The organism is uncultured Agathobaculum sp. (genome assembly GCF_963927765.1).
Classification (GTDB): Bacteria; Bacillota; Clostridia; order Oscillospirales; family Butyricicoccaceae; genus Agathobaculum.
In genome coordinates, this window is sequence record NZ_CAWVCU010000109.1 from 1 (window position 1) to 19528 (window position 19528).

Below are 19528 nucleotides of genomic sequence, written 5' to 3' on the forward strand. Positions count from 1 at the left end.
CATAGAAGACACTTCCTTATCTGAAAAAAATCTGAATATTCTCTTATGTTTAGTATACTACATGTCGAAATAAAAACATAGAATAAATTTTTCTTATTGCTTATTTTCTATTTCGTCAATCTTTGGTTGGCGGATAACAGTTTTTTGGAAGGAGCGATTAACATGGCAGTCAGCAGTGTAAGCAGTAGCAGTTCTTCCAGCATTTATGGAAGTCGTTCTAGCAATATTATCAGCGGCCTTGCAAGCGGTTTGGATACCGAATCCATGATTGAAGGAATGGTTTCGGGTATCAAATCAAAAATTGATACGCAGAAGCAGAATCAGCAGATCCTGCTGTGGCAGCAGGAGGCCTATCGCAGCATCAGCGATCAGCTTGTACAGATCTCCAGTAAGTATACGTCGTATACTTCGTCGACCAACCTGATGAGTTCGACGTTCTTCCAGCCCAGCATCATTACATCCCTGGGCAAAAATGCGAGCATGATCTCTGCCTCCGGCAGCACCAACAGCGATATTCAGATTAGCAAAGTTACACAGCTGGCAAAAACTGAGACAGTCAGCTTTTCTGGGCTTAATGGCGTATCCAATACGACTACTATTTCGGGAGATCCCAGCAAAGCCGTAGATTTGAAAGGAACTGCAGATGTCAGCAATCTGGCGGGTCAGCAGATGTCGTTTAAATATGGCAATGAATCTTTCACCATCACGTTTGATAGCAACAAGGAGTATGAGGATTTAGATGATGTGGTGGATGAGATCAATAAGCAGCTGGGAAATGCATCTGTCACCTTGTCCGATGGGTCGAGCATTAAGATGGATACCAAAGTCAAGGCGCAGGTCGTTGAGGCAATGGGAGCGGACGGCAAGCCGACTGGGGAGAAAACAATTGCCTTTACTTTCAAGGAGGGGGCAAAGGAAAGCAATACGCTGGAAGTTCTCAGTTACTCTTCCCGATCTGTTTTGGATGCATTGAATTTTAATGCTGGTGATACCCTGACTGGCAGTGGTGTCATGGCATCGCATTCTACGATCAAGCCGGAAGATTTGAAGACTGAAAAGGATGTAAAAGACATCCTTGCAGGTGCAAGTATGAATGTAACCTATAACGGCACGACGGCGACGATCAAGATGCCGGAAAAGGGTACGGACGAGTATAATGAGATTTTTGTAAATTCCACAGACAAAAAAGATGCTGCTCAGAAGATGCAGGATTATCTGCAGACCCAGTTTGATCAAGCATTTGGCCATAACCGGATTAAAGTAAGCGGTGTGCAGTCAGATGGTTCTTTTGTGCCTTCTTTTGAACTGGTTTCCGGAAGTGATAGCGATACGTTATCCATCAATTCCGGCACTTTAAATGTAATTGGCAAGGGCGGTATCTTTGGTATCGACCGCGGTGCCTCGAACAGAGTGAACACTGGCAAGACGCTTGGCGATTTGTATGGTACGGTTAAAGAATTGCAGGCGGATGGTACCTCAATTACTAAGATCGACGGAAAATATTTTGAACCGGTTGGTACTGATGAAAACGGCAATGCCACATATGCTCTGGAAATCAACGGTGTGCGGATTGGTGATAAGTATACAGCGGACACTACGTTGGAAACTATTATCAATGATATCAACAGCAACGAGAAGGCAGGCGTTAAGGTCAGTTATTCTACTACATCTAATCAATTTGTATTTACTTCCAAGCACGGCGGTGAAGGCGGTAGAATTGAGATCGGACATGATCTAGAAAATGGTACAGCCGGAACGAATTTAGCAGCAAGTTTGTTTGGATCGGTAGTATATGACTCTAACGGAGATATTTCTCAAGTGCGAGGAAATGCTGTTTCAACTCAAAAAGGCTTCAGTGTCATTCAAGGTCAAGATGCCGAGATGGAGGCATATATCAACGGCGTAAAAACTACGCTGACCAGCGGCACGAATACCTTCAATATTGATGGCTTCACGGTTACTGCAAACGGCACGTTTGAGGCTGATAATGAGGGCGAGCGTGTTACGTTTGATAAAAAGGTTGATGCGGATAAGATCGTTGACGCGGTGAAGAGCTTTGTGGAGGATTATAATAAGGTTCTCGCGGAGATCAATGAACAATATTCCACGCAGCCCGATCATAAAAAGGAATATAAGCCGCTGACAGATGATCAGAAGGCTGACATGACAGAAAAGCAGATCGAGGAATACGAAGCAAAGGCTAAGGAAGGTCTGCTGTTTGGTGATAGCGATTTAGGCGGTTTGTCTAATGGCTTGCGTTTTGTGTTCTCCAATCTGGATATGGATGCAATTGGTATTAGTGTGTCGACCAGCTACTCGGATAAGGGCAAGATTACGTTGGATGAGACTAAGCTTCGCTCGGCGCTGGCAAGTGATCCGAATGCAGTGGCAGAAGCATTTACAGCACCGCTGGAGCAAAAGCAGGTTACCAATGCAGACGGCACGACCTCTTGGGTGGATGATACGTCTTCGGGCGGCGCAATGTCGCGCCTGAAAGTGCAGCTCGATAAGTATGCAGCGACAACCGGATCGACCAAGGGCATTCTGATCGAAAAGGCAGGTTCGCAGTATTCTCCGATGGCGCTGCTGGACAACACGCTGCAGGATAAGATCGACAGCTACGATGACGTGATTGATTCCCTGACCGAAAAACTGAATGATAAAATTGATTATTACACCTCGAAATTCAGCAAATTGGAAGTATTGATCGCACAGATGAACTCGCAAAGTTCTTATTTGGCGAGTATGGGCGGCAGCAGCTATTGACAAAGGGTGTAGAATAGAAAGGACGGGGTAATCCGGCTATGGATATGCATGGCTACCAACAATACAAAGCGCAGTCAATCAATACGATGACGCCCGGCGAGCTGCTGATGCTGCTGTATGACGAATTGATTAAGCGTTTGACCCGTGCGGAAATTGCATTGAAGAATGAAAATTTTGAGGTTTTTGATGAATCAATTATCCGTTGTCGGGAAATCCTAAGGTATCTGGATGATACGCTTGATATGCAGTATCCGATTAGCCATGATCTGCACCGTCTGTACGATTTCTTCTCCTATGAGTTGAGTCGTGTGCAGGCGGGGCGGAACGAGAAGGTTCTGGCCGAAGTAAAGCCCCGATTGACCGATCTCCGGGATACGTTCCGGCAGGCACAAAAGGCGGGCGGTGTATGAAAGAGCAGTGGATGAAGCTGCTGGTACAACTCAGAAAGCGTTATACGGCTTTGACAGAGACGTATGATTTAACCGTGCAGATGGGAGAGGCGCTGGACCGAAACGACCGCACCTCTTTCAGCATGCTGTTATCCATGCGTCAGGAGCCTGTGCTTCGCATGCAGGAATTGGACGGCAATATCCGGCGCATTGTAGAAACTGATGCGCCGGATATTGAAGTACGTTGGCAGGCACTGGTTGCTGGAGATACACCACGGGACGCAGATGAGCAGATGGTAGTAAATCAAATGCAGAAAAACAAGCGTGTGATTGATCGTTTGGTACCGATTGATAGCAGAATCAATCGGGTGCTTACTGAAAGAAAGTCATAACGTGAGAAAAAAGAGCTGGACAAAACGAATAGGATTATGCTTTATGGCGGTTGCTTTCATTGGCGGAGCTGAGTTAGCGGCCAGCTATTGGCTTGACCCACCGATTTTCCATAAGATCGTTGATCCGATCATGGAGAAAACGGGCGATTTGTGGCGCTTTGGAAGCGAGCAGGTGCGTGTGGCAGTGGACGGCGTGAAAGAGCGCATCGCAGAACGCAGTGCACTGCGGCAGGAGCAGATCGAATCCCAGCGGGCAGGGGAACCAGCGATACCGGATGGCGGTGTGTTGATACAAGACCCTGCAATCACTGAACTGGTCACACGGGATGGGCAGGAAGTGCTCACGGGCGGTTCGGTGCCGATTGCGTATTTTGCGCAGAGTGACCCGGCTTGGAAGGATCAGCCGTATGGATCGGATAGCGTAGGCCCGTATGGCTGCGGGCCTACTGCCATGGCCATGGCAGTGAAGAGCCTGACGGGAACGGACACCGATCCAAAGCAGATGGCCAGCTGGTGTAGTCAAAACGGATATTGGGCTGCCGGAAGCGGGTCATATCATAGCATCGTGCGTGGTGTGGCCGATGCCTTTGGGTTGGAATGCGTTTCTCCAAGTTCTATGACACCGGAGGAATTGCGTATACAACTTTCCGGTGGCCGCATTGCGGTTGCACTAATGAGTGCCGGACATTTTACCAGCGGGGGACATTTTATCTTGCTACGTGGCGTAACACTGGATGGCAATATTCTAGTTGCTGATCCGAACAGTAGAGCACGTAGTCTGCAGGAATGGGACGCCTCCATTATTTTAAATGAATTAAGTTCCAGCAAAACGGCGGGCGCACCGCTTTGGCTTTTATCTAAGCAAATGGATTAGTGGCGCCTAACCGATCGAGTAGGAGGTTTACTGTGCCACAGATAGAGATGCAGCATGTAACCAAATATTTTAGCAATGAGCAAAGACGTTTTGCAGCGATTGATGACGTTTCGCTCTCCATCGACCGCGGTGAGTTCGTTTTCTTGATTGGAAGCAGCGGCGCAGGAAAAACTACTTTGCTGCGGCTGCTGGCCAATCAGATCGTAGCGGACGAGGGGAAAATATGGCTGGATAACGTGGAGCTAACACGACTGCGCGGTTGGCGGCGTCCAGTATACCGTAGAAATATCGGTCAGGTTTGGCAGGATGCAAGCCTGATTCGGAAAAAGACTGTACGTCAGAATCTGGAGCTTGTGCAGCGGGCGCTTGGTGTCAAATCCAAGGTGATTCCGGAAAATACACAGAAAGCATTGTCGATCGTCGGCATGCGTGCCATGGAGGATCGATATCCGTTTGAGCTGTCCGGCGGGCAGGTCAAAATGGTGGAGCTGGCACGTGCGATTATTTGTAATCCGCCCATTTTGATTGTGGATGAAATTACAGCAAATTTGGATTATGATACAGGCTGGGATATCATGAATATCCTCAATGAGATCAACCGCTGTGGTACAACTGTCATTATGGCGACACATGCAAAGGATTTTGTCAATATCATGTGCCGCAGAGTGATCACATTGGTTGCCGGCAAAGTGGCCGGTGACGTTGAGAAGGGCAAATACGGCGAGTTAAGAGCAACAAACCGATTTGAATAAAACATAAAAGGTATATAGTTTTAGTTGGGAGGCACATTTTGGTATGCAACTAAAAAACATGAAAATCAATCAAAGACTAATCTTGGGATTTGCAATTCCCGTTATTTTGGCGGTTCTTTTGCTTGTAATTGCGCTGACAAACTCGCTTTCGATGCGCAACCAGTATGAAGAACTGTTGAATCATGAAGTACAGTTGGAACTTCAGATTATGAATTGCCGTGTGCAAACGAATACGGCAGCGCGTTTTGCGCGTGATATGGTACTCGATACCGAGAAGACAAACTTCAACAGCAACCAGTCCCAGCTGAATGATGCGTTGGATGCATTAACGGAATCGCAGAATTATGTTGCGGAGAATTGTACGCTGGGCGATGGTAAGGAGGACAGTTATCTGGCCGCTGTGAGCGCATGGGAAAATATCATTCCCAAAATTCTCAGCGCAGTGGAAGCGAACGACTTTGAACAAGCGCAGACAATTCTGGTCAACGAATGCACACCGGCACTCAATGAACTGCGTGACAATGCAGTGGAACTCAATCAGGCAATTGAAGATAGTATCACAGAGGTACGGACGGCACAGGAACAGTCGGTTACCCGGATGCTGATTCTCATGATTGTATTGCTGGTAGTATTTGTGATTTTGGTGATCATGTTTGCAACACGGCTGATCCGCTCCATTTTGATTCCGCTGAACGAAACCAAAATGGCGCTGCAGGATATGCGCGATGGTGATATGAGCCATCAGATTACATATGAATCGAAAGATGAATTTGGTGATATGGCAGACGCTCTGCGGGGAAGCCAGCAAATGTTGAGCTCTGCTCTTGATGAAATTACCCGCATCACGACTGCTATGGTAGATGGCGACTTCAGCGTTAATTGTGAAGTTGAACTGCCTGGCGCATTCCATACGATCACGGAGTCTCTGGCGCAGCTGACCAGCCAGATGCGTAAGATGATCGCCAATGTCAAGGCTTCTGTGGATCAGGTTGCTTCCGGTGCGGCTCAGGTTTCTACCGGCGCGCAGTCTCTGGCACAGGGTGCGACGGAACAGGCCAGTGCAGTTGAGCAGCTTTCGGCCACCATCAACGATATTGCAACTGCTGCGCGTAAAAATACCGAGGCGGCGCAGTCGGCCAAGGAAAATGCGGATGCCGCTGGTTCGCAGAATGAGGAAAGCCAGCAGCAGATGACACAGATGATTAACGCGATGAACGAAATCACGTCTACATCGCAGGAAATCAGCAAGATCATTAAGACAATCGAAGATATTGCGTTCCAGACCAATATTCTTGCGCTCAATGCGGCTGTGGAAGCAGCGCGTGCTGGTTCTGCGGGCAAGGGCTTTGCAGTTGTTGCGGATGAGGTTCGGAATCTTGCATCGAAATCTGCAGAGGCGGCTAAGAATACCACTACTTTGATTGAAAATTCGATCAAGGCGGTTGAGAATGGATCCAATATTGCACATGCGGCGGCAGAATCTATTACTTCCAGCACTGATCTGACGAGCAAAGCGGTTGAAAAGATCACGCAGATCGCAGCGGCAGCAGAGCGTGAGTCCGAGTCGATTGAGCAGATCACGCAGGGCATTGATCAGATTGCAACGGTTGTTCAGACTAACTCTGCTACCAGCGAGGAATCTGCGGCGGCCAGCCAGGAGCTTTCCTCGCAGGCACATATGCTGCATCAGATCTTCTCTGCTTTCCGTGTTGGCAAGGAGGATTTCGCTCCAGCCAAAATGTCGGCTGCAACAGCGGCATCTGCGCCGTCGTTTGAGTATCAGGCTCCGGCAGCGCCGACCTTTGAAAGCGATTCTTCCACCTCTGTAAACAGCGGCAGCTTTCATGCAGGAGGTTCTTCCCCCGTATCGGGGGATAGGTTTCCAGAAAGCCATCACACCTCTTTCTCCAGCTACGACGATTCCGGTAAGTACTAAGAGATATGAGGTTACGCCGGATCTGGAAACGGGCAATGACTTGATTGATTCCGAACACCGCATGCTGTTTGATGCGATCAACGACCTGATGGATGCATGTAACTCCGGTCATGGCCGCGATAAAATCGGTGAAACCGCAGATTTCCTCGCGGACTATGTTGATAAGCATTTCGCAGATGAGGAAGATTTGCAGCGGAAGAATCGTTACCCCCATTATCAGGCGCATCACAATTTCCATGTGAATTACAAGCAGAAGATCCGCGAATTGGCAAACGAGATTCGTATGGATGGTCCCAATGTGAAAAACTTGGGTGAGATCAATTCGCAGGCGAGTGTGCTGATCAACCATATTCGCCATGAAGATAAGCGTCTAGCAGAGTTCATTAAGGACAATGCTGAGTGACGATTTGGCTTGCCAGTTATGGCAGGAAATGATAAGATGAATGGGTAGGAGCCGGCGGTATACAGCCCAAGTTGGTGGGTCGGATGATGTTGTGATGATGCAACAAAGATTCGAACTTGAACTGTATGCTGTGGCTTCTTCTCGATGTCGATCTGATCCGATCACGTCTCCATATCGCGTCCATGCAACGAGGAGGAGGCGTGATTTGCGTATATGCAGTATTGGAACAAGGGGTTTTGAGTAAAAATAGGAGGTAGTACGTTGGGCACACTCACGCAAGCAGAGATTCAAAATGTTTTGGATCAAGTCATGCAGGATATGACCAAGCGTATTGGTGGTATATGCCTGTGTAAACGGGATACTGTGCTTTCCAGTGACATGTGTACAATCTATACTACGTTTGAAGGAAGTTACCGTGGCGCTTTGATATTATGTGCGGACACCACGTTTTGGGCCCGTCTGGCACGTTATGTCATGCAGGAAGATACAGTAGATCCAAATGACTTTGAGGATCTTGCGAAAGAATATTTTAATGTCGTCTGTGGGCAAATTGCGGCCGGGCTGTATCGTCTTTCGCATAGTCCATCCCGCTTCCGTATCCCAGTGTTTTATATGGGACGTTATATCCCCATAGAGGATGATGGAACGCAGAATGTCATCAATTATGCGAGCGACCAAAACGAAGGGGCACAACTAATTCATCAACTAATCTCTGCATAAACATTATTTGCAGATGATATACGAAAAGGAGTTATATTATGTCAAAGAGAGTCATGGTAGTAGACGATTCTCGTATCGTTCACATGCAGCTGAAAAAGATTTTGGCGGATACGGACTATCAGATCGTTGCATGCTGCCAAAGTGGGGAAGAGGCTCTGGAGAAATATGGCGAAGTTGAGCCGGATCTAGTGACAATGGATATTTTAATGCCGGGTATTGATGGGTTGGAAACGGCGCGTCAGCTTTTGAAAGCGCATCCGCATGCCCGTATTCTGATGGTCTCCTCGCTCGCCTATGACGATACCATCAACGAAGCACACGATGTTGGTGTGAAAGGATTTGTGTATAAGCCTTTCGAGCGCAGCCAGATCTTGGAGTCGATGTCGCATGCGTTGTGTGATGCGTAGACCGGTGAAAGTGACTGGAAGCTTTGATTATGCAATCGGATAGAATGCACAAAATATACAAAAAATACATACAAAAAGTACGCATTCTGCCAAAATTCTTGAAAAGTAAAATTTCGGCTTATTTATTTTGCCGTCCAACCGATGATATGATTGTAAGTCAACTCCCCGCCAAATGTGCAGGGAAATGCATTTCCAGCTTTCAAACGGGGTGTAACTGTCTCGTCTGAAATAGAAGAATACTCACCAAATGGACCGCAAGCAAAAGGATTTGCTGCGGACGGATTCTGTAAAGGAGTAGTGAATCATGAGAATCCAACATAACATCATGGCAATGAATGCCTACCGCAATTACTCTAACAACACTTCGGCTCTGTCTAAGAACCTCGAGAAGCTGTCTTCCGGTTACAAGATCAACCGCGCTGGCGACGACGCGGCTGGTCTGGCGATTTCTGAGAAGATGCGTGCCCAGATTACCGGTCTGGAAACCGCTCAGAAGAACGCGAAGGACGGTATCTCCCTCGTTCAGACCGCTGAAGGCGCGCTGACTGAAGTACACGACATGCTCAACCGTATGGTCGAGCTGGCTAACCAGTCCGCTAACGGCACCTACGACAACGAGACCGACCGTGCGAACCTCCAGAAGGAAGTTGAGCAGCTCAAGAGCGAGATCGACCGCATCGCAGACTCCGCGAACTTCAACGGCATCAAGCTGCTGGACGGCTCGCTGAGTGAAGGCGGCGCTACGTCGATTGAAGTGAGCGGCGTTACTGTTGGCTCCAAGGCGGGCACCGCAAGCTCGATTACGACCGCAAGCGGTATTATGTCTTCGGCTACTGCACAGGGTTTGAGTGATGGTGACTCTTTCAGCATCAGCTTCGGCACGGACAAGGGCAAGAGCTACAATGTGACCCTGACAATGAAGGGCAGCGACACTCTGGTCGATCAGGACGGCAAGACCTATACGTTCGCAAGTGCTTCTGCCAAGGCTGATGTCGAGGCAGCGATCAAGGGCGCGATCGAGAATGCGACCGGCGGTGCGTTCACTGCTTCGGGCGGCATCGGCGCTGGTATCACGATCTCCAGCACGGAGACCGGCGCGAACGCCCCGAGCGTTACTTCGATCACCGCAATGGATGCCAGCGGTTCTGCCGCTGCACTGGGTAGTCTCACGATGGCGGCGCCGGCGGCAGAGAAGATTACCATTGCAAACGCTGAAGTTACTGCTGCAACGGCAGGCGCTACCAGTGCTAAGGTATTCACCATCAATGGGCAGAAGTTTGCACTGGCAAACAACGATGCGGCTCTCAGCCATGTGAAGGGGTTAGTCGGCGATGATGTTACCGTCCTTGTCGGTACGACTCTTGAGGGTGTGGCGCAGCAGCTTGCAGACGCCACTGGCCTGCAGATTGATGCGGTTACTGGTACCGGCATCGAGATCAGCACCGCCAGCGGCAAGGCGCTGACCCTGCAGATCGGCGATACCTCGGATGACTACAACAAGCTGCAGGTTTCCGTGCAGGATATGCACATCACCTCGCTGGGCATCGCGGGCGTGGATATCGCCACGCAGGACGGCGCTGCTGCGGCTGTTGACCTCATCAAGAATGCAATCAATATCGTTTCTGACGTACGTGGTACGCTTGGTGCAACTCAGAACCGTCTGGATCACACCATCAACAACCTGTCCGTCATGACTGAGAACATTCAGGATGCAGAGTCCACCATCCGCGACACCGACGTTGCAGACGAGATGATGGCTTACACCAAGAACAACATTCTGGTTCAGTCTGCGCAGGCTATGCTGGCACAGGCCAATCAGGTTCCGCAGGGCGTTCTCCAGCTCCTGCAGTAAGCCAAATCAACAGTTTAGTTCAACCATACAGAGCGGGGCGGGCATTTGCCCGTCCCGTTTTTCTGTAATGGATAAAGGAGAGTCCGGAATGAGCAGTAATACAATTGATCTTGCTCGTCGTTTAGCAGAGTTAGGACAGAAAGAGGATGCGCAGCAGGCTTATCTTATAGTTCTGCAGGAGGTTTCTGAGAAACAGCCGGAATTGGAGATGGAAGCTGCCAGCTATATCTTTTTTTCAGAGGGCGATTATCAAATCGCCTACACAACATTTGTTTCTTTATATAATCGTGGTTTCTATCAGGCTGAACTGATGGATTTGATGACACAGGCGTTTTATCTGCCGAATGTTGCCGAGCAGATGAAGCGATATGAACAGAATTGTGAGCGGTTAGGACGTTATCCTTATTTGTTTCGTAAGGATTTTTTGACATTTGATGATTTGCCAATTAAGTTTTTTCCCTTCAATGATGAAGGATATATCCCGTATTATAAAGCGGAAAATCGGTTTGGAAATTATGTTAATTTTAATGATCCGGTGATCGACCGCTATTTCTTTAATGATTTGGAAAATCCCATCCTTGCAAAGGATGTTTATTCACAATATCAGTTAGAGTACTTGACCGACAACGTGCGTAAAAGTGAGTGGGTCGGTCGGGAAAATCACATATATTTGCATTACACAGATTGGGCAGTATTCTGTGCCTATTTGCAATGCCTTTCTATCTATAATTTGCTGCGAGACAGCAAACAGGTGTTTTTGATTGGAAATGAAGTGTCACAGTATCCGATTGATTTCAAAGAGCGTTTTGGAATTGATTATAGTAAATATCCTGTCAAGCCGGTCAGTATCCGAGAGGTAAACCGCCTGATTTGGCACACCCAGCTTGCCACGCATAATGGCGGCGACTTTTTCAACGAAATATTTTACGGACACCCTAATCTGCTTACGTTTGAGTCTGTCATGCTCAAAGATGTATTTGAAAAGCTGGAAAAAGCGCGGGAAGAGTTCAAAAGAAATAAAAGACTGGATACTTACATCCGTATGCAGCTCGCACAGATTCGGTATCCTACAGATAAGGATTTCCTCGTTGCCATCTTCCTCGGCAGCCAGACCACCAGCGGAGCGCTGGACAAAAATTCCCGTATTGCGCCCGCCCTATTTTTTCAGCCACATTTTTCTAATATGGAGTATGAATTGACGGTTGATGAAAAAACGGGGAAAAGCTTGCTGTTTTCCGAGCAGTATGAAAGCATACGATCTTCGCGGTTGTTTCAGCAGTTTAAGTATGTGAAAACATTTACGCCCATGCGCCGTATTACTACCAGCTATGCCGCCACAGTACGGTTTATGCTGGATAAGGAGGCGCAGCAGCAGTCGGATAAGGCCGTTGTGCCTGACGTTATGGCAATCCGCGTCCTCAACCGCAGTTTCATGGTAGATTGGCAGGATCGTTTGTATCGCGACAGTGTTTTGGTTCGCTTTGAAGATGGCAAACTGAATCCGAAAGCTACTTTCACTGCGCTTGCGGAATTTCTTGATATACCTTATACGGAGAGCATGACCTACTGCTCGGGGCGCGATGGACTGAATCCGGAATCGCTCAAGGGCAACGTGCGTGGCTTTGACCCAGCCACCGTGTACCGTACCTATGATGAATTTGCCAATGATGATGAGCGTGCGTTTTTGGAATATTGCATGCGCGATGCATATGCGTTTTACGGATATGATTTGCTCTACTACAAGGGTGAGCCTGTGGATGAGGAGTGGGTAAAGAAGAAGATCAAAGGCTTTACCTGTTTAGATGGTTATATAGTAGATTCGTGGAAAAAAAGGCTGTGTATTGTTGATGAATACAAGGAGGGGGGGACACGGGCCGAGAAGGAGATGGAAGCTGAAGTGCAGCGCATTATATCTAACTATGATGAGAACCGCTTGCATATTGCAAAGCTGTTAATGGGTGGCCTTCGGTTCATCAATAAGAATGGCCAGCCATTGCGTATGATGGAGCCTTTGAAGCTCGATCCCGCGCTGCTTGAGCAGCCGTTATACCACTGACGCGGAGGAGATTATGGATAACAAAGGAACGGTTTATTTTTTTACGGGTCTTTCTGGTGCAGGAAAGACCACGATTGGCGGTTTGTTTTATAAGCGTTTGAAAAAGACCAAGCCCAATGCGGTTTATCTGGATGGAGACGAGATGCGCCCTGCATTTGGTGAGGATATTGGCTATACGCACGAGGAGCGGCTGCGCTGGGCAGGACGAATTTTTCGTGTCTGTCAATTGCTTTCTAATCAGGGAATTGATGTGGTTTGCTGTAGTATTGCGATGTTTGCAACAATACGGCAGTGGAACAGGGAAAATATCGCCAACTACAAGGAAATCTATATCAAGGTTAAAAAGGAGACACTCCTGTCCCGCAATCAGAAAGGCTTATATACGGCAGGACATAATGTGGTAGGTGTGGATTTGCCGTTTGACGAGCCGAAAAATCCAGATCTAATCGTGCAAAATGATGGCGATGAGAGCCCGATAGAGGTTGTTAAGCGGATTGAAAAGATCTTGTATCCGTGTATTGTGCAGAATCCGATTGACAATACGGCATATTGGAATCAATACTATCAAAATCGTATTTGCTCTACAGAGCCGTCGCCGTTTGCGCGTTATGTCGCAACTTTGGTAGATCCAGGGAAAACACTGGTGGATTTGGGCTGTGGAAATGGCAGAGACTCTTTGTTCTTTGCTGATATTGGTTTGAATGTGTTGGCGATTGATCTTTCGGATACAGCGATACAGCAGCAGGATATTTCTGAAAAGAGCAATATCAGATTCTTATGCGATGACTTCGTCAATTGCGAGGAACATCAACCGGAAACGTATGATTATGCTTACAGTAGGTTTACCATTCATTCCATCAACGTCAATCAGGAGCAACTTTTGCTGCAAACCATGTACCGGTCGTTGAAAAAAGGTGGTAAATTCTTTATTGAGGTTCGCAGTGTGAAGGATCCTCTCTATGGAAGAGGAGAAGCGCTGGAGAGAAATGCATTTTATTACGATAATCATTATCGGCGTTTTATCGTGATGGATGAGCTGATAGACCGCATGAAAGAACAAGGGTTCTTAATTGAGTATGCCGAAGAAAAAACCGGTTTTGCGCCATATGGGAATGACGATCCCCCGATTATCCGAGTGGTTGCAAAAAAGTAGAGGGTTAGGCAATGGAAAATAGGATGATGGTTGATCTGCATACCCATACTTCGGCTTCCGATGGACAGTATAGCCCGTCTCAGGTAGTAGAAATGGCAAAACGGGCAGGAATTACTTGTCTAGCCATTACAGACCATGACACGATATCCGGATTGCAGGAGGCGCAAGCAGCAGGCAAGGAATACGGTATATCGGTTGTGCGGGGAATCGAATTGGGTGCAAAGGAAGACCGGCATTTGCATATTGTTGGACTGGGCTTTTGCGAGAACGCCACAGAATTGCAGCTGCTTTGCAATAAGCTGCGGCAAAGTAGAGATGAACGCAAGTATCGTATCGTTGATTTCCTACGGGAAAAAGGAATAGAGGTTTCGCTGGATGAGGTCACCGAGTTGGCCGGCGGAGAGGTGATTGCGCGACCGCATTTTGCACAGGTGATGTTACGGCACGGCTATGTATCTTCGATACGTGAGGCATTTGACCGCTATTTGGACACTGATGAATATCAGCGTATCGAGCGTTTCAAAGCGTCTGCGGCAGAGTGTATTGAGGTGATTCATCAAGGTGGCGGAAAGGCAGTGCTCGCGCATCCGTATCAGCTTGGAATGCCGGATGATGCTTTGGAGCAGATGATCGCTCGGCTCAAAGCGGAAGGTTTGGACGGAATTGAATGCTATTATCCGCAGCATACACCAGAAATGACCCAGCGATATCTGGAGTTCGCGCAAAAGTATGCGTTATATGTCTCAGGCGGCAGTGATTTTCATGGGGAAGCAGTACATCCAGACAATTTGTTAAAGCCAATTCCGCTGGATATATCTTGGCTGTTAGGGTCTGATACATAAATCCTTCAAATGCAGGGTTTAAACCGGTAAGTGCAGAAGCACTTACCGGTTTTTTGCTGCTTTATTTCCATATATGCTCTTGACAGAAAAATATAATCCATAATACGCTAAGGAAATAGAAAATATGGTCGATATATTATGATAAACATATTTGGTACTTGGGGGAGGCAATGACAGATTGGAAAAATCACGCGGCAAAAAAGAGCCTCAAAAAAGGAAAATAGATTTCAAACTGCTTGCTATCTTAATTGCTATCACCTGTTTGCTGCTCTTCTGTATATTTCGGATTATCGTTATCCGCAGCGCAGCCTGCACCTATGTGATGACGGATGGTGAACGATATGAGACGGTGCGGCTGTATCCGGGTTCTGTAGAAGAAGCATGCAGCAAGGCTGGTTTCCGGAATGTAGAGGTCGTGAATCGGAAAGACGATGACGGCATTGTTTATTTGACGCTTAAAGAAGCCTTTGATGTGTCGATCCAGACCAGTGAAGAGACATTGACCGTGCGCACAGCACCCTGCACGGTGGGAGAGCTGTTGGAAGCAAACGGTATCAGTGTGGGCAGCGATGATATCGTTACACCGGATGTGGATGATTGGCTTTCTGACAGCACTCAGGTTACGGTAACACGTGTCAGCTATTCAACGGTGACGGAAACGGAGGATGTACCGTTCTCGGTCGAAGTACAATATGACAGTCAAATGCTCAAGGGGCAGCAGGAAATTGCCCGATACGGTGAAAACGGAGAAAAAAGCCTGGAATACCGTGTAGAAGAGCATGACGGGGAAGAAGTTTCCCGTGAGCTGGTCAAGGAGGAAGAAGTAAAGGCACCAATCAATTGTATTGTCAAGCAGGGAATCCGCATTGCACAGAGCACACAGGAGAAGCAGGCGGTTTCGGAGGAGTCGAAAACAACGGCAGCAAGCAGCCAGACCTTACCGTCAAGTCAGCCGGAAAGCGAAAGCACCGGGGAGCTGTCTACCGCAGGCCGTTCACAGGTTTGGTCTGTCCCAGCAGGAATTACTGACGATACAGAGAATAAAATCATTACAGCCGGTGACGGCTCAAGCTATGAGTATACAGCGGTGATTGATGTAACAGCCACTGCCTATCATCGGGTGGAGGACGGCGGTGAGATCACTGCATCCGGCACGGTGACGCAATACGGGACGATTGCGGTGGATCCGCGTGTGATTCCGTTGGGCAGTAGGCTCTATGTTGTATCAGATGGGGGCGATCAATCGTGGTCCTATGGGCCGGGGTTGGCAGAGGATACCGGCGGTTTGATTAAGGGCACAAAGATTGATTTGTTTTTCATGACAGGCGATGAAGCGAATGATTTTGGCATTCGCCCGGCCAAGGTATATATTTTAAAAGATTGATGGATTGTCTTAATTGTTATTCAGCATGGTCGATACTAACAATAGCAATCCGGACAAGGGTTGCAAATGCTAAGGGAGGTGGCTTGAATGATGGATAGCATCGCCGCAATGTCTGTGAATATGCATACGGCACAGCTTCAGCAGAGTGTTTCGATTTCTGTGGCGAAGAAAGCAATGGATTCTACAGAATTGGCAGCACAGGAGCTGTTGCAGATGCTTCCGGATACTTCCGGCAGAGGACAGGTCATTGACACATATGCATAAAAAAGAACGGCACATTCAGTGCCGTTCTTTTTTTTGACTTTAGGGTGTATTCGCTGTCTTGACTGCGGTTTCGCCTTCCGTGGGCAAATCTTCCGATATATTCTCTGGGAATTCAATTTCCTCTACTTCATCTGAGGTATCGCCAATCTGACGATACAGTGTGGTGCAATCCGAAGAGATGAAATAGGTGCCCATCAGGGAGTTGGTTCCAACCGAGTTCTTTCCGTATACGTACACTGTCAGACACGCCTTGCCGTCGACCATGACAAAACCGGGGCCGGGCTTGAGGCTGTATTCCGACATAGATTCGCCAGGCAGCCCAATCTCAGCCGGTGTGACAGTACTCATCATCGCTTTGGCGCCGGAGAACGAAAGGAATGTACCGGCTTCCTGAAGGGAAGTGACGAAGTCCTCGCCTGCAATCTTGTCCAGCGTAATCAGGCAGCTGGTGGGCGTCCAGTCGATGCGCACACGGAATTGCATTTGCGTATCGTATTCATAATCGGAATAAGGGAGAAGCGTGGATTCTGCAGAGGAGTCCTCTTCACCCTCTCCTTCTTCCGTATCTTCGCTCTCTGCATCTGTTTCCGTCGAGGCGGTTGCTGTGGCCTTGGTTTGCGGCGCGCCGTTGCTGTCGGTCGCCACAGCCTGCCGAATCAGAGTAACCGAACCTGCGTTGCTATCAAAGGACGGTTCATCCTTGCCCTCAGTGTGAAGGGCGATATCCTCACCTTCCAAAAGCTCGACATACGACTTGGCAATGGACGCGGGCTCGCCTTCCGTAAATTGCTGATAATCGTAAGAAAGATAGTTTTGCACTTCTTCGGTGCCAGTGGTTTGTGCTGCATCGTCTTCATCCGTGGTATCTTGCCCGTCGGTCTCTTCCGATGCGTTTTGCTCTCCGTTCTCTCCTGATGCATTCGGGCTAAGCGTCGCTACCAGACGTCCGCCGGTATCATCGTTGAGAAACTGTTCAATAGAAGGAATGGTATCGCCTTCAAACGTATAGTAAGCGAGAGATTCATCGCCCGACTCGCCTTTGTCGCCGCAGCCAGTCAGCAGCGTGCACAGGATCAGGCAAAACAATAATCCTTGTTTTTTCATTCGCACTCATCAATTCTCCTTTGAAATGATTTGTATAATAATAGTACATGTTTTTACATGGAAACGCAAGGGAAAACCTGTAAAAAAACCTCATATTGAGAAAAAGGCAGGGATAAAGAAAAAAATAAGGAAAAATCGAAAACGGTCGTTAACTAAAACCAGATTTTGACGATATATGAAATATCATGCTTTTAAAGTTAAGTCAAAAAAGGATGGGTATGAAATGAAAAGTGTGAAAGGAAAAATATTACTTGGCATGGGTGCCACAATAGTAATAGGCATGTTGGTTGTTGGTATTGTCAGTATAGTGCTGAGTCTGCAAAGCTCGCATTCACTGTTGAAGACTGCTATGCAGGGAACGGCAGAAATCGCGGCGGGCCGTGTGCAATATGAATTGACTTCTTATATTCAGATTGCTACTGCGGCAGGACAGAACCAGGTCTTGGGCAGTGATGAAGTTCCTCTGGATGAAAAGGAGGAGTACATCAATCAATTAGCGACGAACAATAATATGACGCGCGGCAATCTGCTTGATTTGGATGGCAACAGCTATTTTGACGGAAACAACTATTCGGATCGTGAGTATTTCCAGCGGGCTGTGGCTGGTGAAAGTTTTGTTTCGACGCCGACGTTGAGCAAGGTGACAGGCGAGCTTTCTATTTTGGTTGCGGCTCCGGTGTATCGAGATGGTGACGGAAGAAACGATATTGTAGGCGTTGTGTACTTCGTTCCGGAAGAAACTTTCCTCAATAATATTATGACGTCTATTGATGTCAGCCAAAACAGCGAAGCGTTTATGTTGGATAAGACCGGTACTACCATTGCAGATATTACGATGGATACAGTCGCAAGTCAGAATATTGAAGAAGAGGCTCAGTCGGATTCTTCATTAAAGCAGTTGGCTATTTACGCGGCTGATATGCGGGCAGGCAATAGCGGTGTAGGTAAATATAAGATCAATGGTACTACAAAATTATTGGCATATGCACCTATTAGTGATACGGATGGATGGAGCATAGGTGTTGCGGCTCCGGAAAGTGATTTCATGGGTGCGGTTTACCGTGCAGCTATCATCATTTGTATTTTGATCGTTGTAGTTGTTTTGATTGGCGTATTTGTTGCGATTCGTATGGCAACTTCGATCGGCAGACCGATTCAGCTTTGCGCAGATCGTATTCACAAGCTGAGCGAAGGTGATCTGAGTTCTCCGGTTCCGGAAATTAAAACCAAAGATGAAACCGGCAGATTGGCGCAACAGACTGTTATCATCGTCAAGAGTTTGCAGGACTTGATTGGCGACATTGGTTATCTGCTTGGCGAAATGGCGCGTGGCAATTTCAATGTTCGTTCCCGTGATTACAACTATTACATTGGCGATTACGAGCAGTTATTGTTGCATGTGCGCGGTATCAATAAGGAATTGAGCAATACGCTGGCGCAGATCAATACTGCATCGGCACAGGTCTCTGCGGGTGCAGAGCAAGTTTCCTCTGGTGCGCAGTCGTTGGCGCAGGGCGCAACGGAACAGGCGAGTGCGGTTGAGGAGCTTTCGGCGACGATCAACGATATTTCGACGGATAGTCAGCGGACAGCTCAGCTTGCACTTCAGGCAAAAACGGCAGCAGATAATGCGGGTGAGGAGCTGCAAACAAGCAGTGAATATATTGCAACACTTGGCAATGCTATGAGCAATATTTCCGAATCTTCGCAGGAAATCAGCAAGATCATTTCGACGATTGAGAATATTGCATTCCAGACCAATATTCTGGCACTCAATGCAGCAGTAGAGGCGGCACGTGCAGGCACTGCGGGCAAGGGTTTTGCAGTTGTTGCGGATGAAGTTCGCAATCTGGCGCATAAGTCGGATCAGGCAGCTAAGGCTACGAAGGATCTGATTGAGAAATCTATCAACGCGGTTAATGAAGGCGTTGACATGATGCAGAAGGTAAGCGAAGCCGTTGGCAGCGTAATGGAATCGGCTGGTGTGGCAGTATCCGGTATGGATGAGGTTGCGGATGCGGTTCAGCGTGAAACTGACTCGATTGTCCAGATCACGCAAGGTATTGACCAGATCTCCAGCGTTGTACAGACCAATTCCGCGACTGCGGAAGAGTCTGCGGCAGCAAGTGAAGAACTTTCCGGTCAGTCTGAGATGCTCAAAAACCTGATCGCTGGCTTCCAGCTGCGGCAGGAATAATAGTATAAGTACAAACAAGCTCCCGTCGATTTAGACG

General features: G+C 47.8%; 17 protein-coding genes. 16 read left to right on the plus strand and 1 reads right to left on the minus strand.

Translation table 11 applies throughout. The annotated features are described in order from the left end of the window. The first annotated feature begins 162 nt into the window (after nt 1-162). The 15 genes from fliD (at nt 163) to ABGT74_RS10170 (ending at nt 16190) form a co-directional block, all read left to right on the plus strand. A complete protein-coding gene (fliD, locus tag ABGT74_RS10100) occupies nt 163-2766 on the plus strand; it encodes a flagellar filament capping protein FliD (protein WP_346705431.1) in 2604 nt (867 codons plus the stop codon). A 38-nt stretch (nt 2767-2804) separates the two neighbouring features. Further along, nucleotides 2805-3176, plus strand: coding sequence for a flagellar export chaperone FliS (fliS, locus tag ABGT74_RS10105; protein WP_297282468.1), 372 nt, complete (start codon nt 2805-2807; stop codon nt 3174-3176). Further along, complete coding sequence (locus ABGT74_RS10110) at nt 3173-3547, plus strand: hypothetical protein (RefSeq protein WP_297282469.1); 375 nt, start codon at nt 3173-3175, stop codon at nt 3545-3547. Before fliS ends, ABGT74_RS10110 begins: the two co-directional genes overlap by 4 nt. A 43-nt stretch (nt 3548-3590) precedes the next feature. Further along, nucleotides 3591-4421: a C39 family peptidase gene (locus ABGT74_RS10115; protein WP_297282470.1), complete on the plus strand. Its 831-nt coding sequence runs from the start codon at nt 3591-3593 to the stop codon at nt 4419-4421. Between the two features lie 32 nt (nt 4422-4453). Further along, nucleotides 4454-5173 (plus strand): ATP-binding cassette domain-containing protein, encoded by a 720-nt coding sequence (locus ABGT74_RS10120; RefSeq protein ID WP_297282471.1) that lies wholly within the window; start codon nt 4454-4456, stop codon nt 5171-5173. A gap of 43 nt (nt 5174-5216) precedes the next feature. After that, entirely contained in the window at nt 5217-7109 is a 1893-nt protein-coding gene (locus ABGT74_RS10125) for a HAMP domain-containing methyl-accepting chemotaxis protein (RefSeq protein ID WP_346705432.1), read from the plus strand. A gap of 22 nt (nt 7110-7131) precedes the next feature. After that, entirely contained in the window at nt 7132-7512 is a 381-nt protein-coding gene (locus ABGT74_RS10130; RefSeq protein WP_346705452.1) for a hemerythrin family protein, read from the plus strand. Nucleotides 7513-7773: 261 nt separating this feature from the next. Beyond that, nucleotides 7774-8232 (plus strand): chemotaxis protein CheX, encoded by a 459-nt coding sequence (locus ABGT74_RS10135; protein ID WP_297282474.1) that lies wholly within the window; start codon nt 7774-7776, stop codon nt 8230-8232. A gap of 38 nt (nt 8233-8270) precedes the next feature. Next, nucleotides 8271-8639: a response regulator gene (locus tag ABGT74_RS10140; protein ID WP_297282475.1), complete on the plus strand. Its 369-nt coding sequence runs from the start codon at nt 8271-8273 to the stop codon at nt 8637-8639. A gap of 304 nt (nt 8640-8943) precedes the next feature. Continuing rightward, the gene (locus tag ABGT74_RS10145) at nt 8944-10491 is read left to right on the plus strand and encodes a flagellin (RefSeq protein ID WP_346705433.1); all 1548 of its coding nucleotides are present in this window, start codon (nt 8944-8946) and stop codon (nt 10489-10491) included. An 88-nt stretch (nt 10492-10579) separates the two neighbouring features. After that, complete coding sequence (locus ABGT74_RS10150; protein ID WP_346705434.1) at nt 10580-12547, plus strand: hypothetical protein; 1968 nt, start codon at nt 10580-10582, stop codon at nt 12545-12547. A 13-nt stretch (nt 12548-12560) separates the two neighbouring features. Then, nucleotides 12561-13700, plus strand: coding sequence for an adenylyl-sulfate kinase (locus tag ABGT74_RS10155; RefSeq protein ID WP_346705435.1), 1140 nt, complete (start codon nt 12561-12563; stop codon nt 13698-13700). A gap of 11 nt (nt 13701-13711) precedes the next feature. After that, complete coding sequence (locus tag ABGT74_RS10160) at nt 13712-14542, plus strand: PHP domain-containing protein (protein WP_346705436.1); 831 nt, start codon at nt 13712-13714, stop codon at nt 14540-14542. A 322-nt stretch (nt 14543-14864) separates the two neighbouring features. After that, on the plus strand, nt 14865-15926 hold the full coding sequence (locus ABGT74_RS10165) for a G5 domain-containing protein (RefSeq protein ID WP_346705437.1): 1062 nt from the start codon (nt 14865-14867) through the stop codon (nt 15924-15926). An 87-nt stretch (nt 15927-16013) separates the two neighbouring features. Beyond that, entirely contained in the window at nt 16014-16190 is a 177-nt protein-coding gene (locus ABGT74_RS10170) for a YjfB family protein (protein WP_346705438.1), read from the plus strand. 39 nt (nt 16191-16229) lie between these two features. Here ABGT74_RS10170 and ABGT74_RS10175 read toward each other — a convergent pair whose 3' ends face one another. Next, complete coding sequence (locus ABGT74_RS10175; protein WP_346705440.1) at nt 16230-17294, minus strand: hypothetical protein; 1065 nt, start codon at nt 17292-17294, stop codon at nt 16230-16232. Nucleotides 17295-17517: 223 nt separating this feature from the next. Between ABGT74_RS10175 and ABGT74_RS10180 the strand changes: the two genes are divergently transcribed. After that, nucleotides 17518-19491, plus strand: coding sequence for a methyl-accepting chemotaxis protein (locus ABGT74_RS10180; protein WP_346705441.1), 1974 nt, complete (start codon nt 17518-17520; stop codon nt 19489-19491). The last annotated feature ends 37 nt before the right edge of the window (nt 19492-19528 follow it).